At 60.0% G+C, this 23,044-nt stretch carries 20 protein-coding genes and 1 pseudogene; 10 read left to right on the top strand and 11 right to left on the bottom strand.

Features of this window, described 5'->3' with window-relative positions:
• A pseudogene (locus tag FYJ31_RS10940) lies at nt 1-119 on the top strand (IS30 family transposase); the annotation flags it as partial.
• Between the two features lie 42 nt (nt 120-161).
• A complete protein-coding gene (locus tag FYJ31_RS10945; RefSeq protein WP_032744375.1) occupies nt 162-1,649 on the top strand; it encodes a sensor histidine kinase in 1,488 nt (495 codons plus the stop codon).
• Nucleotides 1,650-1,721: 72 nt separating this feature from the next.
• On the opposite strand, the gene FYJ31_RS10950 is transcribed toward FYJ31_RS10945, so the two are convergent.
• The 3 genes from FYJ31_RS10950 to FYJ31_RS13350 all read right to left on the bottom strand — a co-directional run bounded on the left by FYJ31_RS10950 (nt 1,722) and on the right by FYJ31_RS13350 (nt 5,543).
• Nucleotides 1,722-2,000, bottom strand: a complete 279-nt coding sequence (locus FYJ31_RS10950; protein WP_003835265.1) for a WhiB family transcriptional regulator — start codon at nt 1,998-2,000, stop codon at nt 1,722-1,724.
• 113 nt (nt 2,001-2,113) lie between these two features.
• A complete protein-coding gene (locus FYJ31_RS10955; RefSeq protein WP_195839499.1) occupies nt 2,114-3,940 on the bottom strand; it encodes an FtsK/SpoIIIE domain-containing protein in 1,827 nt (608 codons plus the stop codon).
• A gap of 169 nt (nt 3,941-4,109) precedes the next feature.
• Nucleotides 4,110-5,543: an LCP family protein gene (locus FYJ31_RS13350; protein WP_154536673.1), complete on the bottom strand. Its 1,434-nt coding sequence runs from the start codon at nt 5,541-5,543 to the stop codon at nt 4,110-4,112.
• A 250-nt stretch (nt 5,544-5,793) separates the two neighbouring features.
• Here FYJ31_RS13350 and FYJ31_RS10965 point away from each other — a divergent pair, with 250 nt between their 5' ends.
• From FYJ31_RS10965 to FYJ31_RS10975, 3 genes are read left to right on the top strand one after another with little or no spacing between them, the layout of a single operon-like run.
• A complete protein-coding gene (locus tag FYJ31_RS10965) occupies nt 5,794-6,093 on the top strand; it encodes a WhiB family transcriptional regulator (protein ID WP_012578068.1) in 300 nt (99 codons plus the stop codon).
• Nucleotides 6,094-6,136: 43 nt separating this feature from the next.
• Entirely contained in the window at nt 6,137-9,232 is a 3,096-nt protein-coding gene (locus FYJ31_RS10970; protein WP_154536674.1) for a glycosyltransferase family 2 protein, read from the top strand.
• Nucleotides 9,229-10,770 carry a DUF5719 family protein gene (locus FYJ31_RS10975; RefSeq protein ID WP_154536675.1) on the top strand — a complete coding sequence of 514 codons (1,542 nt, stop codon included), beginning with the start codon at nt 9,229-9,231 and terminating at the stop codon, nt 10,768-10,770. The genes FYJ31_RS10970 and FYJ31_RS10975 overlap by 4 nt, the downstream gene beginning before the upstream one ends.
• A gap of 103 nt (nt 10,771-10,873) precedes the next feature.
• On the opposite strand, the gene FYJ31_RS10980 is transcribed toward FYJ31_RS10975, so the two are convergent.
• A complete protein-coding gene (locus tag FYJ31_RS10980) occupies nt 10,874-11,236 on the bottom strand; it encodes a metallopeptidase family protein (protein WP_014485022.1) in 363 nt (120 codons plus the stop codon).
• Between the two features lie 154 nt (nt 11,237-11,390).
• Between FYJ31_RS10980 and FYJ31_RS10985 the strand changes: the two genes are divergently transcribed.
• Entirely contained in the window at nt 11,391-12,194 is an 804-nt protein-coding gene (locus FYJ31_RS10985) for an HAD-IIB family hydrolase (protein ID WP_154536676.1), read from the top strand.
• Nucleotides 12,195-12,206: 12 nt separating this feature from the next.
• On the top strand, nt 12,207-12,929 hold the full coding sequence (locus FYJ31_RS10990; protein WP_014485021.1) for a ComF family protein: 723 nt from the start codon (nt 12,207-12,209) through the stop codon (nt 12,927-12,929).
• Here FYJ31_RS10990 and FYJ31_RS10995 read toward each other — a convergent pair.
• From FYJ31_RS10995 to glgB, 4 genes are all read right to left on the bottom strand, one after another.
• Complete coding sequence (locus FYJ31_RS10995; protein WP_012578062.1) at nt 12,845-13,231, bottom strand: LexA family protein; 387 nt, start codon at nt 13,229-13,231, stop codon at nt 12,845-12,847. The genes FYJ31_RS10990 and FYJ31_RS10995 overlap by 85 nt on opposite strands.
• A 67-nt stretch (nt 13,232-13,298) precedes the next feature.
• Complete coding sequence (locus tag FYJ31_RS11000; RefSeq protein ID WP_154536677.1) at nt 13,299-14,372, bottom strand: sensor histidine kinase; 1,074 nt, start codon at nt 14,370-14,372, stop codon at nt 13,299-13,301.
• Nucleotides 14,372-15,094: a response regulator transcription factor gene (locus FYJ31_RS11005; RefSeq protein ID WP_012578060.1), complete on the bottom strand. Its 723-nt coding sequence runs from the start codon at nt 15,092-15,094 to the stop codon at nt 14,372-14,374. Before FYJ31_RS11005 ends, FYJ31_RS11000 begins: the two co-directional genes overlap by 1 nt.
• A 35-nt stretch (nt 15,095-15,129) precedes the next feature.
• On the bottom strand, nt 15,130-17,382 hold the full coding sequence (glgB, locus tag FYJ31_RS11010; RefSeq protein WP_012578059.1) for a 1,4-alpha-glucan branching protein GlgB: 2,253 nt from the start codon (nt 17,380-17,382) through the stop codon (nt 15,130-15,132).
• A gap of 177 nt (nt 17,383-17,559) precedes the next feature.
• Here glgB and FYJ31_RS11015 point away from each other — a divergent pair, with 177 nt between their 5' ends.
• A complete protein-coding gene (locus tag FYJ31_RS11015) occupies nt 17,560-18,153 on the top strand; it encodes a CarD family transcriptional regulator (RefSeq protein ID WP_007053566.1) in 594 nt (197 codons plus the stop codon).
• Nucleotides 18,154-18,261: 108 nt separating this feature from the next.
• Nucleotides 18,262-18,786 (top strand): 2-C-methyl-D-erythritol 2,4-cyclodiphosphate synthase, encoded by a 525-nt coding sequence (gene ispF, locus FYJ31_RS11020; RefSeq protein WP_032744366.1) that lies wholly within the window; start codon nt 18,262-18,264, stop codon nt 18,784-18,786.
• Nucleotides 18,787-18,836: 50 nt separating this feature from the next.
• Here the strand turns inward: ispF and FYJ31_RS11025 are convergent, their stop codons facing one another.
• From FYJ31_RS11025 to FYJ31_RS11035, 3 genes are all read right to left on the bottom strand, one after another.
• Nucleotides 18,837-19,670 (bottom strand): metal ABC transporter permease, encoded by an 834-nt coding sequence (locus FYJ31_RS11025; RefSeq protein WP_012578057.1) that lies wholly within the window; start codon nt 19,668-19,670, stop codon nt 18,837-18,839.
• Between the two features lie 66 nt (nt 19,671-19,736).
• The gene (locus tag FYJ31_RS11030; protein ID WP_195839500.1) at nt 19,737-20,627 is read right to left on the bottom strand and encodes an ABC transporter ATP-binding protein; all 891 of its coding nucleotides are present in this window, start codon (nt 20,625-20,627) and stop codon (nt 19,737-19,739) included.
• Nucleotides 20,628-20,798: 171 nt separating this feature from the next.
• Complete coding sequence (locus tag FYJ31_RS11035; RefSeq protein ID WP_154536679.1) at nt 20,799-21,980, bottom strand: metal ABC transporter solute-binding protein, Zn/Mn family; 1,182 nt, start codon at nt 21,978-21,980, stop codon at nt 20,799-20,801.
• Between the two features lie 103 nt (nt 21,981-22,083).
• On the opposite strand from FYJ31_RS11035, the gene FYJ31_RS11040 reads away from it, so the two are divergent.
• Nucleotides 22,084-22,959, top strand: coding sequence for a bifunctional methylenetetrahydrofolate dehydrogenase/methenyltetrahydrofolate cyclohydrolase (locus tag FYJ31_RS11040; protein ID WP_032744363.1), 876 nt, complete (start codon nt 22,084-22,086; stop codon nt 22,957-22,959).
• Nucleotides 22,960-23,044 lie beyond the last annotated feature (85 nt).

A 23,044-nucleotide genomic window follows, 5' to 3' on the forward strand; every position in this document is an offset into this window, starting at 1 on the left:
ACGACACCCCCATGAAGCTCCTCGGCTACAAAACGCCCAACGAGGTATGGGACGAGGAGATGGCCAAGCTACAATCAAAACAAACCGACCCGAAACCAGCCGTTGCACTTACAAGTTGAATCCGGGGGCGATGCGACGTCGCATCTGCGTATGATAGGGACATGGCTGATTTTTCACATATCCTTGCAACGCGCCCCGACTTCGACGACGAGGACCGCGAGTGGCTGCATCATCTTGTCGCCGATTGGCAGGTGATCGCCGATTTGAGCTTCGCCGATCTGCTGCTGCTGGTACAGAATGGCGATGGTAAATACGTGGTGGCCGAGCAATGCCGTCCATCCACCGTGATGACGCTGCGGGCGGAAGACGTGGTGGGAAACGTCATGCCGGACGACATGGTCGGCGAATTGGACGCCGCCATGCTCTCCAGCGTGGTGTTCCGCTCCACGGTATTGAGAACCGTGGGCAAGGCGACTGTCTGCAACGTGTACGCGCCGGTTCGGCACAATGGCAAGACCTTGGGCTTGGTCGTGCGTGAGACCAATATGGCCACACGAGAATCCAACGGCCGATATGAGTCGGAAAGCATCAATGCCGGCAAGCAGCTGTACGAGATGATTCCGCGAGGCCAATTCCCCTACAAGGATTCGGTGATGAGCCAACGCCATATCGCTCGCGTGGCGGACGGCTTCATCATCCTGACCATGGACGGCGTGGTTCGATACGCAGCCCCGAACGCCATCAGCTGCTTTAGGCGTCTCGGTCTGCTGACCACCATGCCTGGCCATTACCTCAGCGAACTTGGCACACAGCTGCTGAAGGAGAACGACCCCGTTCCGGAAACCCTGCCGTTGGTGCTGACCGGCAAGGCCGCGGTGGACTCCGAACTTGACGCCAACCGTTCCGCCGTTTCGATGCGCTCGCTGCCCTTGTATGACAACAACGGCCGTATCGGAGCGATTCTGCTATGCCGTGACGTCACCGAGCTGCGCCGCCGAGAGCAGGAGCTGCAGACCAAGGACGCCACGATTTCCGAGATTCACCATCGTGTCAAGAACAACCTGCAGGCCGTCTCTGCGCTACTGAGGCTTCAGGCTCGTAAGACCAAGTCGGATGAGGTCAAGAAGGAATTGCAGGAGGCGCAACGCCGCGTGCAGACCATCGCCATGGTGCATGAGGGATTGAGCCAGACCGCTGACGAAGTCGTCGACTTCGACAAGGTAATCGCCAACCTGCTGCGCATGGCCGTGGACTTGGCCACGATGAAAGACCAGCATATCGATATCAACTACATGGGCAAGTTCGGCATGATGCCCGCTCAGGATGCCACGCCGCTGTCCCTCGTGCTGACCGAGCTCATCACCAATTCGGTGGAGCATGGGTTCGAAGGCCGCAAGGATGGCCATATCACGATTTCCGTGGGCCGCTCCGGCCCGAACCTCAATGTGGTGGTTGAAGATGACGGTTCCGGTCTCGGCTCCGAAGAGCAGGGTGGATTGGCTCGTTCTTCCGGTTCCGGTTTGGGCACGCAGATCATCAACACCTTCGTGACCAATGATTTCGGTGGTTCCGTGCATTGGGAGCCGCGCCGCGAAGGCGGCACCCGTGTGGTGCTCGATATGAAGCTCAGGGCTGCTCAGGACGAGTGACGAGAAGCCCGAAATGATGAAACCCTCCCGAGTGGGAGGGTTTCCTAGTATAACGAAGAAATAATCAAAACATCAGATTTGCATCTGCATGGCCTGAGAACGGCGGGCGCGCATGGCGCGGCGCTTCAGCGCACGACGCTCGTCTTCGCTCAAGCCGCCCCACACGCCGTAATCCTGATTGGTGTCCAGTGCGCACTTCAGGCATGCGTCAATCACCTTGCAGGTGCGGCACACGGCCTTGGCCTCCTCAATCTGCTGATAAGCTGCACCGGTGTTGCCCACCGGGAAGAAGAGTTCCGGATCCTTGTCGCGACATGCGGCCTTGGCTCGCCAATCAAAAGCGCTGCTCATTGCTTGCCTCCCTTAAAAGCCACGTGACTGGTGTTGTTCCTTAAGTCCAGTACCAAGGTAACCACGAACCGTGGTGATTTTCAAGAGGTTTCGCCGAGAAAAAACCGAAGTTCTCACGAAGCGCACTGCACCAGACATGCCGATGTGCCCTCGATGAGCACGGCCCGGCCCGCGTTGTCGGCATCGACAAGACTCATTGTATCCAATAGGCGAGCGGGGATTCCAGCCATAAGATCGGATGTTCTCTCCCCGCACGGGAACACGATTCTGGTATTGCAATGCTCCGGTATGCGTATCGGTCGAATCGTGCTGACGGCGAATACCACGCTGACGGACTCATCAGCCAACGCATGCGTGAAAGACAGCGCCTGTTCGTCGGTGCGGAATGGATCGAACAACTCATCGGCATCGTCGACAAACCACACGATATGCGGAGACGGTGGTGCATCCGAGCTGGCATACGGCATGCGACGGCCGCTATGAAGCCATTGCGAGCTCCATACCCGGCGATGCGGGGAACTGACACGTACCGCCAAGCCATCGGCCATGCTGGCGTGTCGAGCCAATGTTTCCAGCAACGTGGTTTTGCCACGCCCCTGCGGGCCGATGACGCCGATATTGCCGCCGATGAGGGATACTGTCGCCCCTCGCAGATTGATGCCATCGTCGGCAAGTCCAAATCGAATGCGTTGCGGTGCGTGATCGGCCACAGTCCGGTCTTTTACGTGCCGGGGGAGTGGCGCGGTAAACAGGGGCGGCTGCGGCGGGCTTGCGATAAACCGCGATGCGAACGCGATCTGGCGGCACACCGCATCGATATCGCGTGCCGTTGCACAGCGGAATGCCGTCACCTGTTCGGAATCGTTGCAGAACGCCGCACCGGGCATTGCCGGACTGAGGTCGGCGGCACGACCATCGCCAAGCAGCTCGCATGATTGCAGACGGTCCCGAACCCGTAAGCAAATACTGACGGACATATTCGCCTTCATATCGGCGCTGACCTGGCCCATGGGATTCTGCGTACAGGCGATCAGGCACATGCCCAGCGACCTGCCGAGCGAGGCAATACGCACCAGACGATTCACATAATCCGGGAGCTGGTCCTTCAGAGCATGGAATTCGTCAATGACCACGATCAGGCGCGGTGGCGGATTGACCATATCGCGGATATCGGAAGCACGGATAGCGGCGGACAGCTGCTCGCGGCGTGTCAGTTCGGCTTCCAACGCACGCAACGCGCGTACGGCATGCGCCAGATCCAGATCGCATACGCTGCCCACGGTATGAGGCAGCCGTTCGAGTTTGCGGAACGCGGAACCGCCTTTGAAGTCCAAAAACACGAAATTCAGATGTTCGGGCCCGTTCATCGAGGCGAGCGCCAGACACCAGCTTTGCAGCAACACGGATTTGCCGGAACCGGTGGTGCCGGCCACCAAGGCATGTGGTCCCTGACGGTTCAGGTCGAGCATCAGCGGCTCGCTTCCGGTCATGCCAATCGGCACCGCAAGGTCAAGGGGCTCAAGCCAGTGGCCCACAATGGTGCGCCATGGCAGGCGTGCGAAGTGCAGCAGCGATTCTATTGACTGCGACGGCGCATGACGGAGGTCTGCGGCGCGGTCATCGGCGTCGTCCGCGATACCGACATCGATCGTTGCCTGTTGCGGGGCGGGAGCCTTCTCCGGACCCGGAGACGAGGGGAGCGTCAGCAGCAGGGACACGAGACAGGCGAATATGCCTGGCGTGATCATGGCGGCGAACAGCCATTGCCCGTGCAACAGCAGTATGACCATCATCAGTGCCTGCGCGATCATCGGGCACGCCGCGGCAAGCATGGTCAGGCGGGCGCGCAATGGCGGCGCGCCCAAACGGTGCTTCGCCCGGGATACGGCGGATGCCGTATGGGCGGAATGTCGCTTCGAATCGTTCTGCTGTGATGTCATGCTTCCAGCGTGGGGGAGCGCATGCCGAAAGCGCAAGTCGAATCAAGGTATGTGGTTCCAGCTTGCCGAGTTATCCACATGACATCTTGCCCGTGCATGATTGGCTGCGTGGGCAACGGCGGCGATCATGCGCCGACGATGAAGCCGATGGGCTCCGGGAAAGCGTCGGTCAGCCTTCCGCCAGATTGCCCACGGCGCCGGCCTTATGCGTGCCGTCGGCAAGCTGATTGAACAGTTCGGTGTTCCTGGCGTCATCGAGCAGCACCGAGGAGCCAACGCCATCAACGTAATAATCTGGGTCGGACCAGTACACGCTGCCGGAGATGCCATTCGAGCCGGTGGCGCTTTTGAACGCCAACGCCATGGTGAGCAACGTGTAAGGGTTGGTCTTCTCGTCCACGGTGAGTGCGCTCATCGCGGCATTGGACACTGCCACGACTTTGGACGGATTGGTCAGGGTCCCACTGCTGGAAGCCTTCTTGACGATGGCCGAGATGACCTGCCGCTGGCGTTCGTTGCGCCCGAAGTCTCCTCGCGCGTCGGCGTATCGCATACGAGAGAAGGACAATGCGGTGGAACCATCCGCCGTATGGCATCCCGTCTTCCAGTTCAGTCCGGAATAGGAATCCTGAACATCCTCGTCATAGCACAGTTCGATACCGCCCAAGGCGTTCACCACGTTCTGCAGACCGCCGAACTTGATCTGCGCCACATGATCGATTTTCTGGCCGGTGATTTGCTCGACGTTGCTTATCAAAGCCTTCTTGCCCGCAATCTGCGCCACCGCATTGATTTTCATGTACTGGTTATCGACGTTCATGAGCGAATCGCGGGGAATGGAAATCAGCGAACTCGGCCCGCTTTTGGGCTTGATCAGCACCAGAATCGTATCGGTCCTGAAGCCAGAGATATCGTCCACGCCGCCGTAATCGGTGGAACCGTCACGCTCATCGGAGCCAAGAATCAGCCAGGTCGAGGCCGGCGTGTTGGGGGTGTCGGTCAGCCAGTCGCTCCGATTCAGTTTGCTGTCCACCCATTGCCAGGCGCCGAAAACGGAAAGAATCAACGCCGCCACCAGCACCGCAATCGCGCATAAGATGATGCGCAAGGCGCGCGGCCGGTGTGCCGTTACCGTTTTCGCCGTTGCCGCCGCCGGCCGGCCAATATGGCTGAACTTCGTGGACACGTTTGCTGCTGGCGATGAGGGCCGGGAAACCGGCATATCCGACGGATTGCGCACGGCGTTGCGGGATGAGCCGGAAGACATCCGCGCTCGCGACGGCGGAATACTGCGCGGTGCGGCGGCATCCGGAGCCGCGCTGCGAGTGGCACGTCCGGTTTTCGGAGAAAAACTGGGCGGAGTCCGCCTGCCGTTGTCCGCGGCATTGGTGCTTGCCTTGGCATTGGCGTTCGGTTGGGGCCCTTCGACGTTATTTCCCATGACAGGCAGACGGTCCGATGGAGCCTGCCCTGACTGACGTGAGGCGCGGGCAGGGGCGAAGGAGCGTGGCACCTGCCCGGAAGGCCGGGGGCGTCGATTTCCCGCAGGAATGAAGCTTGGCGGGTTGATATGCGGATCTGCCCCACCTGATTCCTGCGTCATAACCCCTCCTGAAACTGTCGATTGTCTGAATGACACTTTGACACAGCATCCGCCGGGTGTTCCTGCGCTATGGTGTTCCTGCGCAGGAACGGCACAATATCATGTGCAACGGCGTCAGGGCATCGCGTTCACGCCATAGCACACAGTTCCATAAAAATGATGTAATGACACGAGAAAGAATTTGACAAAACCGAAATTGCATGTGTGTAATTTAGTCCGTATGAAAAGCTCAATAGGCAAGGAGAATCGCATGTGGGGTGTGGTCGACGATTCAGCCGAAGAGCCATGGCATGAATTGTGGGGACTATTCCGACCTGATGGCGATGTATCTTGGCAGCACAAGGCGTTGTGCGCGCAAACCGATCCGGAGGCGTTCTTCCCGGAAAAGGGAGGCTCGACCCGTGATGCCAAACGTGTGTGCGCAAAATGCGAAGTGCGTGAGCAATGCCTGAAATGGGCCATCGATCATGATGAGCGGTTCGGTATTTGGGGTGGCATGAGCGAGCGCGAACGTCGCCGATATAAGCGAGAGCACCGAGAGCAGGCGTAGTTCCACACACCCCCTTCAAGTCTGGTGCGTACACTGGGAATTTATGAGTCCGACAGGTAATAGCGATATTCATGAGGCGTTGGCTGACGCCATGTCTTCTCGACCGTATACGCATAGGCAGGATGTGGATACCGGCATTACGGCTGTGATCACCGTTGAGGAGGATATGCGTTTCCTCCGGTCTACATTGCGTTCGGTATTGACGCAGAATGTTCTCCCGGGAGTTGTCATCATCGCCGACGCGGCCGGACGCACCAGTTCGAGGATAACCACCTCGTTCGAGGTCATCCCCTCGCCGTCGGGGCCGGTGATGGAGGTGCCGCAGTCCAAGCATGTGACCATTCACATCGTCTCGGCCAAGGGTGCACGCTCCTTCGGTGATGCGGTCAGCCGGGCATTGGATCGTGCCGATCTGGATGATGCTCCCCGCGCATTGTGGCTGCTCCATGATGATTCCCGCCCCTCGGATGCCTCATGCCTTGAACGATTGCTTGAGGCATGGCGCAATACGCCGGGTGCCAGTGTGCTTGGATGCAAGCAGTGCGATTGGGAAGGCTCCCATCTGCATGATGTCGGTATGTATGCGGGTCTCCACGCCGTGCACTCCCTGGTGGTCGATGGAGAACCCGATCAGGAGCAGTATGACGGGCGGCAGGATGTGTTTGCGGTGTCGCTGGCGGGCGCGCTGGTGTCCATGTCGCAATTCACGCGACTGCGGGGCATCAATGCCTGGCTGACCACCTACAGCGAATCGGTTGATTTCTGCCGCCGCGTCTGCCTGAGCGGCGGACGCGTGGTGGTTGTCCCGCAAGCGGAGATATCACATCGTCGTGCACGGTATGAAGGCATTCGTACGCGAGGCGGGGAGCCGCTTAAAGACGATCATACGGTCAATCATGCAATGACGGTGCATCGTTCCCAACAGCGGTATCTGTACACGGATCTGGCCATGTCGTCCTGGTTTATCGTCTGGCTGTGGAGGCTGCTCCGCAGTTTTGGCATGGCCATAGCCATGATGTTCGGCAAGAAGCCGTATGAAGCATGGGTGCAATTGTGCCTGCCATGGCTGGCTTTGGCCGATATCGCGGGAAACATGAAATCACGCAGGCTGGTGGCCAGACAGTCGAAGGTCACCGCGTCGTCCCTGCAGGTCTTGTTCGCCGACAGTCGGCAGATCAAGCAGTTCCACGATCGTCGGGACGCATTCCAATCCCAGCAGGACAGAGTGCTGCTCAGTCCGCTGGAACGTGCCCATCTGCGGATACGCACCATATATCGCTGGAGTGCGGCCGTGGTGATGGCGCTGGTGTGCTTTGCGGCCATCGCGGTGATGTATTGGCCGGTGTTCCGTTCGATATTCTCCGGCGGATCGTTGTATTCCGATGTGCTGCTTCCCACCGGTGCCAGCTTCACGCAACTGGTGCAGTCCGCCACCACGCCGTGGGTGTTTGGCAGCGGCACCGGCATTCCTGCGCCGCCCATGCCGTGGCTGCTGGTGCTGATGCTGGCCTCGCTGGTCACGCTCGGCCATGTGACCGCCGCTTTGGCGATGATACTGTTTGTGGCCGCGCCGCTGAGCGCATTGTCGTTCTGGGCGCTGGCGGGCGTATTCACCCGCTCGGACGTGGTTCGTGTGCTGGGAGGACTGCTGTGGGCATCCACCGGCATTATGTTCGGCTGGTATGCGCAGGCCAATATGCCGATGCTCACCGTAATGGTGTTCCTGCCGGCCGCGTTCGCATTCGTGTTCCGTGCCGTGGGCATGTACCATACCGAAGACCCGCTCAAACCGCGCACATCCGTTCAGGCCGCGGCCATCGCCGCACTGTGCTTCATCCCTGTGGTGGCCGCCGAACCGCAGCTGCTGTTCGCGCTGATCGTCGTGTTCCTGATGTTCCTGCTATTCGTGCGTCGCAAGCGCGCCATGCTGTTGCTTATTCCGGTTCCTGCCGCCTTTGCGGTGGCTCCTACGCTCGTCAATGCGGTGCGTTACGCCGATTTGGGCATGTGGCGTCAACTGTTCGGCGACGTCACGGTGCCAACGTCATCCGCCAACGGGTCGCCGGCGTCGCTGAGTCTGCTTGAGGCCGTACAGCGTGCGCTGGGATGGCGAATGAGGTCGACCGATTATGCCGATTTGGCGGTCACTGTGCTGTTTGGCGTCATCACGCTGCTTGCTCTTGCTTCGCTGGTGCTGCCGTTCGCGTTGCGGACCTCGCGACTGATGTGGGTGGTAATCGTCTGCGGAGGCGCGCTCGCCCTGGTCTCCAGCCGTGTGGCCATAACCGTGGATGCCGATGGTGTCGTGGCCGGTTCCGCGCAGCCGGGCATCGCGATGATGATATTGGGCTTCCTTGCCTGCGTGTGTCTCGTCGCCGGTGGGGCGGTGAAGCGATTCCAACCGTTGCATGCGTCTGGCAGTGATCCCGCACCGAAAAGGGACCGTCTGCATGTGCTCATCGTGTCTGGCCGTGTGGTGCTTGCTCTGATACTGGTGTGCTGCATTGGCATCCAATGCATGTATGGCATCGAACGTCATAAGGATGCGGGACTGGGCGTGTCCGAAAACGGCCTGCCCATGGTCACCACCGATTATCTGGAGGCCAGTGCCGATCATCGTGTGCTTGCCGTGAGCGCGGAGACCCGCAACATCGTCAACTATGCGGTGATGCGCACCTCGCGCGGCGATCTGATCGACAGCTCTCCGGTCCAGCGGGCGCGCCTGCTGTCCGGCAAGCATGATGCGGTTGACGAACAACTGGCCCAGGCCTGTGCCTCGCTGCTGTCCAATCCCGACGAAGAGGCCATCGCGGCCATCAGCGCGCTTGGATTCGGCGGCATCTACGTGGTTCCCGAGACCGGCGATTCCTCGAACGACATGCCGTATGAACAGTTGAGCGCGAATATCGCCGCATCGAACGGCACCCAGTCCCTGGTCTCCACGGATAGCGGCAGCTACTATCGTCTGACGCTGCGCAGCAGCGCCTCACAGCAGGTGGATACCTCATGGCAGCAACGTGCACAGCATAGTGTCTGGAGGCACGCCTGGCTGATATGCCTAGGTGTGATCACGGCGTTGTACTGCTTGGTCGCCATGCCTCGCAGACGACTGTCCTACGGATTGGAGGAGCAGGCATGAGAAACACAACTTCTGGTTTCAAACGTGCGATCGGCATCGTGCTCGGTGTGATCACCATGCTGGTGTTGATTGCGCTGTTTGTCGTTCTCGTCATGGCCCCCATCCCCAATATCTGGGTGGATAAGGTGGCCGCTTCCGATAATGCCATCGACCAGACCGTTAGTCCGACCCAGTCCGAAACCTACTGCCCGGCACCTATGGGATTGGCCGATACCGGCACGTACGGCGACAGCGCCTTCCAGGCCACTGTCGGCAATCTGAGCACACAGGCGCGCTATGCGGCGTTCGGCTCCGTCTACAGCGCCACTGTCTCGGCGATCGGACAAAAGTCCAGTTCAGATGACATAACTTTGAAAGACGCCGATCCGACCGACGATTCCTCGGTGAAAACCGGTGCTCAGAAGATCAATCAGGGAGCTCGCCTGATCAATACCCGTATGCTGCAGGCCGCAGCCGGCACCGGCGCCGTCGGCACCATCGCATCATGGGCCGATGACGGCGATGTGAGAGGCGTATCGGCGGCATCCTGCGTATCGACCTCGCTCAGCCAGTCGTTCCTGCTCTCCGGCGGCACGACCGGTACCACACAGCAGCTCATCGTCTCGAATCCCTCCACCAAGCCGACCACCGTCGACATTGCCGTCTGGGGTTCCGAGACAGCCGGGAAAATGGCATTGTCCACCCAATCCACGCTGTCTGTGCCAGCCGAGGGGGAGTCATCGATGGAACTGTCCGCCGCGGTCGATGGGCAGCATGGTCTGTTCGTGACCGTTTCCAGCAAGGAGACTCCTATCGCGTCCGTGGTACGTACGGTGACCATGGATGGTCTGACACCGAAGGGTTCTGATTTCGCGCTGCCGCTGCCGACCGCATCCAATGCATCGGTGGCGCCGTCCATCACTGCCGGCGATGCGGTCACCGCTTATCTGTTCGCCAAGGCAGACACCAGCACCGGGCTGTCATGGATTACCGACAAAGGCTTGGTTCCCGCCAAAGATGCCACCGTCACTGCCGATAAGGTGACGGCGATCGACTTGGGAGAGGCTCCTGATGGGGCGTTGGGCGTGATGTCCACCGCAGAGGATGCCGTGTCGTTCTCCGTCAAGGCCACACGCTCCGGTGACTCCGGCCAAGCCGATTTCGCATTGGTCAATGCCGGCGAGCCATCCGAATTCTCGGGGTTGGCCCTTCCCGACGGAGTAAAGGCCTCCATCACGCTGGCCAATACGTCCAACGCGCGCAGGACGGTCACCTTGCACGCCTACGATGATGCCGGTGCTTCGGTAACCTCCAAGGAAATCACACTGGATGCGAACGCAGCGCAAACGATTGAGACCGGCAAACTTTCCGGCGATCATGGCACCGCGGTCGTGCTGATGTTGGAGGACTCATCCAAGAAAGTGAGCTGGGGAGCGCGGTTCAGTCACGATTCGTTGCAAGACAAGGACATCGCCGGATTGTCCGTCATCGACGCTTCAACGCTGATGCCCGCCACGGTTCATGTCTGGGCTCGGAATGATTCCTCCATCGTCAAGTAGAAGGGTCTGCTCGCCGAAGCGTCAGTCTGATGATGTTTCGGCGGCGATATAGCTGCGGGCCGTGCCGCTATCTTATTTACAAGTGACACGGCCCGCAGTGTTGTCACAGGCCCCAGTCAGGGTCGATTTCCTCCGGCCTGCGCCCATACAATTCCGCTATGCGGGCCACCAGCTCATCCCTGACGGCCAATTGCAATTCGAGCTTGGAAGGTGCCTCGGTCTGCAACGGCATACGGTAGAGCACGACTCGTGCGGGAATGCCGTGGCTGGCGGGGAAGCACTGGGACGTCATATTCGGCTCGGTCTGCCAAGGCGTCGGATCCGAAGGCGGCACATCCTCCACCGCGAACTGGATCGGACGTATCAGTTCCGGCCACGCTTGGCCGAGCCTGCGAACCTGGGCCGCCACCATATCGTCGAACATGCCGGTTCGGGTGCGGTAACGGGGCAGACGGGTGCCGAACATCGGGGTTCGTGTGCCGCGACCGTGGCGGTTACGGTAGATTCGTGCGTTCCAAGGTGGCTGAAGCATGGTTCCCACCATAGGGCATGGCGGAGGCAACATGCGTTAGGATTGGTTCATTGGTTGTGAACATTCGTCAACGAGGGAGGCGCGACAGATGGTGGTACGTTCGTGGTCCGAACTTGATTTCGATAATGTCTGCTCCAACGCCAAGGTGTTCGGTTTCGATTTGGACAACACGCTGGCCAGCTCAAAACAGCCGATGAAGCCCGCGATGATCGAACGGTTCTGTGCGTTGCTCGACCATACGGTGGTGGCCCTGATCTCAGGGGGCGGCATGGCGGTGGTCACCTCGCAGGTGCTGGATGTGCTCACCCCGAATGCCAGGCGCGGCAATCTGCATGTCATGCCTACCTCCGGCTCCCGGTATTACCGGTGGGATGGCACGCAATGGGCCTTGGTGTATGCGCATGATCTGTCCGAAGCCACCGTGGCTGCTATCTCGGAAAGTCTTGAGCGACATGCCCGGGAACTGGGATTGTGGGAACAGCAGGTATGGGGGCCTCGAATCGAGAACAGGGGCAGCCAGATCACCTTCTCCGCTCTTGGACAGTTCGCATCCGTAGCGGCCAAGCAGGCATGGGATCGCGATAACACGAAGAAACAGGCGCTGGTCGAAGCGGTCAAGGCCGATCTGCCGCATATGCGGGTCAGGGCCGGCGGATACACCAGTGTGGATGTCAGCGAATGCGGCATCGATAAGGCCTATGCCGTGCGCAAGCTGACGCAGACACTTGGCATACGGGCCGATGAAATGGTGTTCGTGGGTGATCGCATGACGCCTACTGGTAATGACTATCCCGCGGTTGAGGCCGGTGCGATCGGTGTTCGTGTGGAGAATCCGCAAGATACGGTACAACTGCTGGATGCACTGCTTGCGCGATTCGATACTTCAGCTTGATGGTGACGCGTTATGGACGGGCCGAGCGTATACAAGTGGTGGCATGTGATGTGGGCGCAGGCCTGCAATCTGCTGTTTCCACGCGGCTGCGCTGGGTGTGACGCGCCGGATGAGGTATTGTGTGCGGCATGCTGGGCCCTGTTCGCGCAATGCCGGGAACGGGATGCAGACAGTGGTGGCGGAGCCCGTATATGGTCCGCGTCAATCTATCAGGGAGCGGCGCGTCGTGCCATTCTCGACTGGAAGGACCACGACGATACCGAGCTTGACGGCCCGTTCGGCCGCATCATGGTGTCGCTGCTGAACAAGACGCCAATACCATCATCATGCTTGGGTCATCGCGTATTGGTGGTTCCGGTGCCGTCATCGCGGGCGTCAATGCGCCGAAGAGGACGGGCTCACACGGCACCGTTGGCCAAATCGGTGGCAGGGGCATTGCGTGGGTACGGCGTCGATGCGCGACCATGCAATGCCCTGAGCTCCTCCACCAAGGCACGCTCCGTGCAGCAGGTCTCTTCGGCACAGCGTGCCCGCCGTATCACCGGTCATGTCACGGTGAAGCGTGATCTCATCGGCCATGGCGACGTGGTGCTTCTCATTGATGACATCGTCACCACAGGTGCCACCGTGCGGCAATGCGTTCAGACATTTCAGCAGGCCGGTACTAAAGTGGTGGGCGTGCTGGTATTGGCGGATGCCGTGGTGCGACGGTCCGATGACGATATCAGTGGGTGAATGACATCGGTTACGATGCCCCAGATAGCAGGCGAAGCGCCGTTGCTTGGCATGTAATCGGGGTATCGCGGATTCTCGGCGTGCAATATGGTGGTGCTGGCCCGTGAAACCAGCCGCTTGATGGCGATTTCGTCATCCATGACAGCCGCAACCACATCTCCGGGGACTGGTGTTAACGAACGGTCGACAATCAGCAGATCGCCGTTATGAATACCCGCATTGATCATGGAATCGCCGGCCATCTGCATAACAAACAGCGTGGCCTCGTGCGGCATGGTTCGTGACTCGGATTGCTGTGTCATGCTGTGCCTCCCACCCTGTATTCGAACATTTGTTCGAATACAGTATACGGTAGGACGTCGGACAATATCAGCGTTCGGCGATGTGATATTTAGGCAGGATGATTTCGAAATCGGCCCCTCGCGTGTCATCGACCACTTTGACGGTGCCACCGTGCAATTGTGCCGCCCAGCGCGCGATGGACAGGCCAAGACCGGTGCCGCCTGACTCGGTGCCGGGACCTGTCTTGCCTTTGACAAAGCGCCGGAAGATGTCTGAACGGTCGGAAAGCGCAATCTGTGAGCCGAAATTCACCACATTGGTCACGATGGTGCCTTGGTTTTCGTCTTCGTGGGCATCGATCAGCACGGTGGTGCCGTCGGCCGAATGTTTCAGCGCGTTGGCGATGATGTTGGTGAATAGCTGGCGCAGGCGGTCCTGATCGCCTTCCATCGAGATGTCGGCCGGCACGGTGACATGGATGTCGTGGGCGTGACCGCCATCGGCGATTTCCAACGGCTCGATGGTTTCGTCAAGAAAGTCGGCGAAATTGAACTTCTCGATATTCAAACTCGCCGCACCGGCCTCCATACGGCTCAGGTCCAGTAGGAAGGCGATGAGATCGGAGAGACGCTGCGTTTGGGTGAGGATGCTCTCCAGATTGGCGGGAGTGGGCTCGGTGACGCCGTCGGCCATGTTCTCGACCATCGCCTGCAAAGCGGAAACGGGCGTACGTAGCTCATGGCTCACATTGGCGATCATATCGCGGCGCATTTTATCGGCATGTTCGAGTTCGCCGGCCATCTCGTTGAACGAGCGAGCCAGCTGGCCGACCTCGTCATGACGATCCTGATCGATATCCACGCGGACCGTGTAATCGCCATCCGCCATGGCTTCGGCCACATCGCGCATCTGGCGTAGGGGAGCGGTGGTGCCGCGGGAGAAGAAATAGGTGATGCCCAATGCCAGTGCCAAGGTCAGCGGCATGGCGATCCAACCGGACCAGCCGAATTTCAGTAGGAACCAGCACATGGCAAATGCGACGGCCGTGGCGATAACGATCAGTGCGCTGAGTTCCAGCTTCAGAGAGGAGAACAAATCAACCGGCTTGACGCGATGTTTCATCGCATCAAGCCGGGATTGCTGTTGTTTTTTGGATGCCATCACGCGGTCGGCGGCTCGAAAGCGTAGCCCACGCCATGCACGGTGCGGATGGTATCGGCGCCGAGCTTATGGCGCAGCGCCTTGACATGGCTGTCGACGGTGCGGGTGCCGGATGCGTCGACCCAGTCCCAGACCTCTTCGAGCAGCTTTTCGCGGGTGAGCACCGACTTCGGGCGGCGGGCCAGTGTGGCCAGCAGATCGAACTCGGTGGGGGTCAGATGCACCTGCTCGCCGTTCACGGTGACGATGCGCTGGGCCGGGTCGATGACTATCGAACCAAAGTCGAGCAGCTTCTCGTTCTCCGAATTCTTGGCGATGACCTTCGCACGCTCCACGCGGCGCAGCAGCGCCTTGCAGCGGGCGATGAGCTCGCGCATGGAGAACGGTTTGGTCATGTAATCATCGGCGCCCGCTCCCAGACCGATGACCTTGTCGGCCTCATCATCACGCGCGGTGAGAATCAGCACCGGCACCGGACGTTCGGCGACGATGCGTTTGGTGGCCTCAAGACCATCCATGACCGGCAGCATGATGTCCATGATTACCAGATCGGGGCGTAGCTGGGACGCGGCCTGGACGGCGGAAGCGCCGTCCCCGGCCACGCGAGCGGTCCATCCTTCAGCGGTGATGCGCTGGGCAATGGCCGTGGCGAGCGTGGGCTCGTCCTCGACCACCAGCACCGTGCGCGGTGTCGTATTCTGACGCGCTGTGGTATTGAGCATAAATAAACCGGTTACCTTTCAGCCTGTTGACCAGTTCAGTCTTCCGGCTTCAAGAATACAACTCCCAGAGCCGGAACGGTGATCTTCGCCGAGAACGGACGCGAATGATATTCGCCCTCGACCGCTTCGAAGGTGCCGTTGTGGATGTCGGAGCCGCCGTACTTGGCGTCATCGGTGGTGAACACTTCGGTCCACTTGCCGCCGGTGGGCAGCGCCACCTGGTAATCGGACCAGGCTTCACCGGAGAAGTTGACCACCACGGCCAAGGTCTCGCCCTTGGTGCCGATGCGCAGGAAGCTCAGCGTGTTGTGGTCGGCATCGTCGCTGGTCAGCCACTGGAAGCCGGCCGGATCGAAGTCCTGGCTCCAAAGTGCCGGATGCGCCTTGTAGAAGGCGTTAAGGTCGGCGACCATGGTCTGGACCTGACGGTGCTCCTGCCAGTTCAGGCAATCCCAATCGATGGAGGCGTCATGATCCCACTCGCCCCACTGGGCCAGCTCGTTGCCCATGAAGGAGAGCTTCTTGCCCGGGTGAGCCCACTGATAGGCGAACATCGAACGCACGCCGGCTAGCTTCTGCCAGCCATCGCCCGGCATCTTGCCGTACAGGGAGCCCTTGCCGTACACGACTTCATCGTGGCTGATGGGCAATACGTAGTGTTCGGAGTAGGCGTACACCATGGAGAAGGTGATTTCGTTGTGGTGCCACTTGCGGTTGATGGGCTCCTCGTGCAGATACTCGAGGGTGTCGTGCATCCAGCCCATGTTCCACTTCATGCCGAAGCCGATGCCTCCGGCGGAGGTGGGGGCGGTGATGCCCGGCCATGCGGTGGACTCTTCGGCGATCATCATGACGCCGGGGTTGTTCTTGTACGCGGTGGCGGTGGCTTCCTTGAGGAAGTCGATGGCCTCCAGGTTTTCGCGTCCGCCGTAGATGTTCGGACGCCACTGGCCGGGTTCGCGGCTGTAGTCAAGGTAGAGCATGGAGCTGACGGCATCCACGCGCAGTGCGTCGACGTGCAGGTCCTCGAGCCAGAACAGGGCGTTGGCCACCAGGAAGTTGCGTACTTCGCGGCGTCCGAAGTTGAACACATAGGTGCCCCACTCGGGGTGTTCGCCGCGCAGCGGGTCCGGGTCCTCGTACAGCGGGGTGCCGTCGAAGCGGCCGAGCGCGAAGGCATCCTTCGGGAAGTGGGCGGGCACCCAGTCCATGATCACGCCGATGCCGGCCTGATGGAACTGGTCGACCAGGTAACGGAAGTCGTCGGGGGAACCGAGACGGGAGTCCACCGCATAGTAGCCGGTGACCTGATAGCCCCAGGAGCCGGAGAACGGATGCTGGGCCAGTGGCATGAACTCCACGTGGGTGAAGCCTTCCTGCCTGACGTAGTCCACGAGCTGCTTGGCCAGGTCACGGTAGGTCAGTCCCTGCTTCCAGCTGCCGGCGTGCACCTCATAGATGGAGACCGGGCCATCATGCGGGTTGGTGGTGCGGCGGTGCTGCATCCAGGCGTCATCGTTCCACTCGTAGGTGGATTCGGTGACGATGGAGGCGGTGTTCGGCGGAACCTCGTGCTGACGCTCCATCGGGTCAGCCTTCATCTCCCACGTGTAATTGGCGTTCAGGATCTGGAACTTGTAGGTCTCGCCCGCGCCGATTCCGGGGATGAAGATTTCCCACACGCCGGAGGAGCCGAGCTCGCGCATGGCATGACGACGACCATCCCAGGCGTTGAAGTTACCGACCACGCGCACGGCATGGGCGTTCGGGGCCCACACGGAGAACGCGGTGCCTACCACCTGTTCGCCAGGCGTGCCGTCTACGCCGCCCATCGGATCGTCATAGCGCAGCACATGCGCGCCAAGCGCCTCCCAGAGCTTCTCGTGACGGCCCTCGCCGAACAGATAGGTGTCCATGTCGCCGACTGTGGGCATATAACGGTATGGGTCGTCCTCAATGAGCACTGCGCCGCTTTCCCACTCGGTCCTGACGCGGTAGTCGGGAATCGTGGGCTGCTTCTTGGTGCCGGAAGCCGGCACGGTAGTCACGAACACGCCGTTGTATTCGTGGGTCATCGGGTATTCGCCATCCTGGGTGAGGATGGTCACGGACTTGGCAAGCGGACGCAGCACACGGATTGTGGCGGTGTCGGCATGCTTGCCGATGCCGAGATGCCCGCCGAGAACTCCGTGGGGGTTGTAGAATTCAGCATTGCTCACCGCATCGAGGTCGCCTTGGGCGACAGGCACGGTGACGGTATCTTCCTTGATCTTCGTTTCTTTAGCCATGACCCAAAGTCTACGTGCGTTGGAGTCGGAAACGCTACATTGGCGCGTCGAAAATGGCGAATTCTTGCCCTTTTCGGTGTGTCTTCGTGGTTGTGAGCGCTCTCATAGGGGCGGTCCAGGCCGCATGGCATAATTATTCGAGTTTTTGTGTGTAAGCCGTCAGTTCTCGGAGGGTACATGTCTTACAAAGTCGGCGATATGGTCGTCTATCCGCGTCATGGTGCAGCGAAGGTGGAGGCCATTACCGAGCGGACGGTCAAGGGAGTGACGCGCGAATATCTGCAGTTGTCCGTACTTTCTTCCGATGGTTTGGTCATCAACGTTCCCGTGGACAATGCCAAGAAGGTCGGCGTGCGTGACATCGTCTCCGCATCCGAAGTGGCCAAGGTATTCGGCATCCTGCGGACCCCGATCATCGAGAAAGAGATGAACTGGTCTCGCCGTTACAAGCTGAACGTCGAAAAGATCGCCACCGGCGATGTCAACAAGATCGCCGAAGTGGTTCGCGATCTCGCCCAGCGCGATGTCGACGAGCACGGCCTGTCCGCGGGCGAGAAGCGTATGCTCACCAAGGCCCGCGCCATTCTGACTTCTGAGATCGCCTTGTCCGAGAAGATCGACGAGGCGGAAGCCCAGCGTCTGCTCGACGTGAATCTGGGCTACGAGCCCGCTCAGCCCGGTGACGACAAGCATCACACCGCCGAGCCCGAAGAGGCCGCGGCCGATACTTTGGCTCGTGTCGAAGCCGAGAAGAAGTCCAAGAAGAAGTGATTTGATTGTTTTGAGGCCTCGGTCGTGTCCTTATGCGATGCGCCGGGGCTTCGTGATTCATAATCGTTTGCTGCCGTTCATCTGGGCAATGCCATCGAAGGGAACTGCATGGGGTCTGCAGGAGTGCTGATAGGGCAAGGTTTTGACGCTCACCGTTTTGCGCCTGCCGGTTCAGGCCGTGAACTGTGGATTGCCGGGCTCTACTGGCCGGTGCCTGATTCATGCAGCGAGGCCGATGCCGCCAAATACGAGGGTATCGAAGGCGATTCCGATGGCGATGTGGCCGCGCACGCCCTGATTGACGCGTTGCTTGCCGCCGCCCGATTGGGAGACATTGGTTCACTGTTCGGTGTCGGTGCGGACGCGCATGGTGCCGGAAGGCATGGCATCGATATGCTGCAAGAAGTTGTGGCGCATCTGGCATCCAACGGGTATACGCCGGCATCGGCCTCAGTGGCGATCATCGGCAACCGCCCGAAAATCGGCACACGCCGTGCTGAAGCCGAAGCCGCCCTGTCTGCGGCGGTTGGTTGCCCGGTATCGGTTACCGCCACCACCACCGACCATATGGGATTCACTGGCCGCGGCGAAGGCATCGCCGCCATCGCCAATGCCTTGGTGGAGAAGATATAACAAAGCCCCCGCTATGAATTTGCCAGCGGGGGCAAGAAAAATGAATGAGATTACTTCCGCACTGTCTCCACGGCCTTGGCGATAGCCCAGAACAGGGTGGAAAGCGTCACGATAATGAAGCTCGGGGGGGCGGGGAACATCGCCGACAGCACGAGTCCGGCCCAAATCGACACCAGGCACAGCACGCTGGCGATCACCATCGCCTTGAATGGGGAGCCGGCCAGAATATTGGCGGTGGCCGCAGGCGTGATCACCAGCGCGAAAATCAGCAAGGTGCCCACTGCCGGCACGGCAATGGTGATTACACCGGCCATAATCGCCATAAACGCCACGTTCATCAGCCCGATCGGCACACCCTTGGCCTGTGCCACCTGCTCATCCAACGAGCTGAACAGCAGCGGGCGGTAGATGATGGCCAACAATGCCAGCAGCAATACGTCGAACACGGCGAAGCCGATGATCTGGCCGGTGGTGATGGTCAGGATCGAGCCGAAGAGGATCGACTGCATCTGCTGGGAGGCGGAACTCGACAATCGCGCGAAGAACAGACCCAAGCCGGTGGCGAAGGCCAGTACGGTGCCGGTTGCGATTTCACGCTCGGAAACGCGCTTGCCCAAAGCACCGATCACCAGTGCGCCGCCCAGTGCGAACACGCCCATGCCCAGTGACACGGGCAGGCCGAGCAACACCGCGCCGGTCGCGCCCGGCAGACCGATATGGGCCAGCGCATGGGCCGCGAAGGTGGAACGACGGGCGATGGTGAAGTATCCCATGACACCGGCGGCCAGGGCAATGCACAGGCCGGCGATGAAGGCGTTGGTCATGAATGGAGCGGACAGTGTGTCCAGCCATTCGGGATCATACGAAAAGTTGATGGTGCTCATGTCCCTGTATTTTCTCCATGCCTGAGCTGCAGCCCGTTGACAGGCTGTGGATCGGCTAGCTTGATGTTATCGATTCTCGGCGCTGTTGGCGGCACTGCCATTGGTGGCGTTGCCGTGCTCGTGATGGTGCAATTGCGCCACTTCGGCTGCCGTGTGCATATCCTGCGGCTGGTCCTGGGGCTCATCCGGCGTCGGGGTCACGAACATGTCACCCTGCGGAGTGGTGACCACCTGCACCTGTGTGCCGTAGAGGTGGGTGAGTAGGTCGGAGTCGAGCACTTTGTGCATATCGGCGTAGTGCGGGTGCCCATCGAGCAAGTAGACGGCACCGGTCAGAATCGGCAAGAGCATATTGAGATCGTGCGCAACCACCTGGATGGTCATGTTCAGTTCACGGTTCAGCTTGGCCAGCACGTGTACGGTGGCGCGTTGACTGGCCAGATCGAGGTTGGCCAACGGCTCGTCAAGCATCAGCAGTTGTGGATCGCACACCAACGCCTGGGCGATGGCCACACGCTGGCGCAAACCGCCGGACAGTTCGGACAGACGGTACTGCGCCTTGTCGGCGATGCCGGTGAACTCCATCGCCTCGAGCGCTTTGGCTTTCTGGGCCTTGGTGATGGGGTGGATGCCGAATCGGGTGCCGGTCAGGCCCAGCAACACGGATTGTTCGGCGGTGATATTGGAATCGACATTCGCCACATAGCTCTGCGGCACATATCCGATGCGTTTGTTCATCTCGCCTGCGGGCTTGCCCAGTACGGTCAGGCTGCCATGGCAAAGCGGCAAAAGTCCCAGCTCGGCCCTCATCATCGTGGTTTTGCCGGTGCCGTTGGTGCCGACGATGGCCGTGACCGAACCGGTGGGAATGGCAAAGGTGCCATGCTGCCAGATGATATGGTCACCACGCTTGATGGCGGCATCGCTGAACACGATGCAATCGGAAGTTTCACTCATAACGCCCGATTGTGGCAAACGATGCTGACAATCGTTCTCAATATCGTGTACGGATGGTGACAACCAAAGAAAAGGGTTGTGCGGCCATCTCGACAATGGTCGCACAACCCTTCTCGTGCAAGGCGTCTATCGGCATTGCATGAATCCGATGCCGGTGTCCTTTGCTTCTAACTATTTGCCGGAGTCGGTCTGGTCGTTGCCGGAGGCATCGCCGGAATCGCCATTGGAGGCATCGGCCTTTGCCGAATCCTGAGACGAGTCACTGGATGTGGCCGCCTTGCACTGACGGATGTACTTGGGCTCCGTGCTGGAACCGGTGCTGGCCTTGGAATCTTGCGCATTGGCATCATCCGTGGCGGCGCCGTCGGCGCTGGAATCATCGGAATTCGCGTTGCCGTCCGTGGCGTCTTCGCAGCCATAGCTCGGATCCACCGCGTCGATGATGGTGTTGATGAGCCGGTTGATCCAGGCGTTCAGCGTGTCGGTATCCTTGGGCATCTGTTCGGAGACGTCGACTACCGGCACATCGGCACGACCGGCAGCGCCAGTGATCATATTGGTCGCGTCACTGGCTTCCTGCGTGTTGTTAACCAGCACATCCACGCCCTTGTCTTCGATGAGTTTCTGGAAAGACTGCAGGTCCGCGGGGGCCGGTTCGCCGCCGGAAGCTGTCGATTGCGTATACCCCTTGGGCGTCTGATTCTTGAACCCGAGATCGGCCATCAGATAATAGACCACGGGTTCGGTGGCTGCATAGGTGAGGCCGGGGTGGGATCTGGTGAACTCGGACGCCCATGTTTCCAGCGATTTCTCATCCGCCTGCCATGCCTTGAGCCGCTTCTGGAAGGCCTTCTTCTTGCTGGGGAGTGCCTTTACATATGCATCGGTGATGGCCGTGGCCATGCTGGATCGAGCGTCTTTGGAGAACCACAGATGCGGGTTATCGCCTTCCATGGCACCCATGACGGAAGCGGCGGATACGATATTCGTGGTCTTGGTCATCGATTTGGTGGCCCAGGAATCGTAGCCCGCACCGTTGGCCACGATGATTTGTGCCTTGGACAGCTTGGCGACGTCCGAGGTCTTTGGCTCGAAATCGTGGGCATCCACATTGGTGGAGTTCACGATGGACGTGACTTCCACATCATCGCCGCCCAGCTCGGCGGCCAGCGGGCCCCATTGATTGAGGGAGGCGACCACATTGATCGGCCCGGTCGTTGCGGGAACACTGGTCTTGTTGTCCGGCTCGGTTTCAGCGGGGGAGGTGGCTGCGCATGCGGCGGTCGCGAACAACAGGACGGCGCTCAGGCCGGCTGCGGCGAGTCGCGTAAGTCGTGTGATTTGAGTCCCCATGGCACGCCTTCTTCGTGAGAGCGAACGATATATAATCCTGACTTGTTCCAACGATAGCCTATCGTTTCGATAGAATGCACCGAAACTACAGAGGAGGGCGTTGATGTCCACAAAAATCGACGGTAAGCAGATTGCGGCCGAAATCAAGACCAACCTTGCCGAGCGAGTGAACAAGCTCAAGGCGCAGGGCATCCAACCAGGGCTGGGCACGCTGCTGGTGGGCGAGGACCCCGGGTCGATGAAGTACGTGGCCGGCAAGCACGCCGATTGTCAGGAAGTGGGCATTACCTCAGTCAAGAAGGAACTGCCGGCGGACGCCAGCTTCGACGACATCGCCGCTGCCGTACGCGAACTCAACGAAGATCCGGCCTGCACCGGGTTCATCGTCCAGTTGCCGTTGCCCAAGGGCATCAACGAGAACGCGATCATCGACATGATCGACCCGGCCAAGGATGCCGACGGCATGCACCCGTACAACCTCGGCGAACTGGTGCTGCATGTGCGCGGCGACATTTCGACACCGCTGCCTTGCACTCCGCGCGGTGTGCTCGAGCTGCTCGACGCCTATGACATTGATCTGAACGGCAAGGAAGTGTGCGTGCTTGGCCGCGGCATCACCATTGGCCGCACGATTGGCCTGATGCTCACGCGCAACGCCGTCAACGCCACCGTCACCCTGTGCCACACCGGTACCCGGGATGTGGCCGACCACATGCGCCGCGCCGATGTGATCGTCGCCGCAATGGGTTCGGCCGGATTCGTGACGCCCGACAAGATCAAGGACGGCGCCGTGCTGGTCGACGTGGGCATCAGCCGCGTCTACGACGAAGAAGCCGGTCGCTACCGCATCAAGGGCGACGTGGACAAGGCCTGCTATGACAAGGCATCCGCCTACACCCCCAACCCCGGAGGCGTGGGCCCCATGACCCGGGCCATGCTCCTGGCCAACGTCGTGGAAATGGCCGAACGACACGCCTAGAGTTTCCTAGGAAATTTGGGCAGAGTTGCTTGTATTGTGAATATCCGTATGCCTGTAAGGGTGTGCGTATAACTGAATATCGAGA

Source organism: Bifidobacterium sp. WCA-178-WT-4B (assembly GCF_009696495.1).
Lineage (GTDB): Bacteria > Actinomycetota > Actinomycetes > Actinomycetales > Bifidobacteriaceae > Bifidobacterium > Bifidobacterium infantis.

Coding starts and splice junctions, on each gene's coding strand:
- FYJ31_RS11040 (WP_032744363.1), top strand. CDS start 22,084: ATGTCCACAAAAATCGACGGTAAGCAGATTGCGGCCGAAATCAAGACC.
- FYJ31_RS11015 (WP_007053566.1), top strand. CDS start 17,560: ATGTCTTACAAAGTCGGCGATATGGTCGTCTATCCGCGTCATGGTGCA.
- FYJ31_RS10965 (WP_012578068.1), top strand. CDS start 5,794: ATGTGGGGTGTGGTCGACGATTCAGCCGAAGAGCCATGGCATGAATTG.
- FYJ31_RS11035 (WP_154536679.1), bottom strand. CDS start 21,980: ATGGGGACTCAAATCACACGACTTACGCGACTCGCCGCAGCCGGCCTG.
- FYJ31_RS10990 (WP_014485021.1), top strand. CDS start 12,207: ATGGACGGGCCGAGCGTATACAAGTGGTGGCATGTGATGTGGGCGCAG.
- FYJ31_RS11005 (WP_012578060.1), bottom strand. CDS start 15,094: ATGCTCAATACCACAGCGCGTCAGAATACGACACCGCGCACGGTGCTG.
- FYJ31_RS10995 (WP_012578062.1), bottom strand. CDS start 13,231: ATGACACAGCAATCCGAGTCACGAACCATGCCGCACGAGGCCACGCTG.
- FYJ31_RS10985 (WP_154536676.1), top strand. CDS start 11,391: ATGGTGGTACGTTCGTGGTCCGAACTTGATTTCGATAATGTCTGCTCC.
- FYJ31_RS11030 (WP_195839500.1), bottom strand. CDS start 20,627: ATGAGTGAAACTTCCGATTGCATCGTGTTCAGCGATGCCGCCATCAAG.
- FYJ31_RS10950 (WP_003835265.1), bottom strand. CDS start 2,000: ATGAGCAGCGCTTTTGATTGGCGAGCCAAGGCCGCATGTCGCGACAAG.
- FYJ31_RS10970 (WP_154536674.1), top strand. CDS start 6,137: ATGAGTCCGACAGGTAATAGCGATATTCATGAGGCGTTGGCTGACGCC.
- FYJ31_RS10980 (WP_014485022.1), bottom strand. CDS start 11,236: ATGTTCGGCACCCGTCTGCCCCGTTACCGCACCCGAACCGGCATGTTC.
- glgB (WP_012578059.1), bottom strand. CDS start 17,382: ATGGCTAAAGAAACGAAGATCAAGGAAGATACCGTCACCGTGCCTGTC.
- FYJ31_RS10955 (WP_195839499.1), bottom strand. CDS start 3,940: ATGACATCACAGCAGAACGATTCGAAGCGACATTCCGCCCATACGGCA.
- FYJ31_RS13350 (WP_154536673.1), bottom strand. CDS start 5,543: ATGACGCAGGAATCAGGTGGGGCAGATCCGCATATCAACCCGCCAAGC.
- FYJ31_RS11000 (WP_154536677.1), bottom strand. CDS start 14,372: ATGGCATCCAAAAAACAACAGCAATCCCGGCTTGATGCGATGAAACAT.
- FYJ31_RS11025 (WP_012578057.1), bottom strand. CDS start 19,670: ATGAGCACCATCAACTTTTCGTATGATCCCGAATGGCTGGACACACTG.
- ispF (WP_032744366.1), top strand. CDS start 18,262: ATGGGGTCTGCAGGAGTGCTGATAGGGCAAGGTTTTGACGCTCACCGT.
- FYJ31_RS10975 (WP_154536675.1), top strand. CDS start 9,229: ATGAGAAACACAACTTCTGGTTTCAAACGTGCGATCGGCATCGTGCTC.
- FYJ31_RS10945 (WP_032744375.1), top strand. CDS start 162: ATGGCTGATTTTTCACATATCCTTGCAACGCGCCCCGACTTCGACGAC.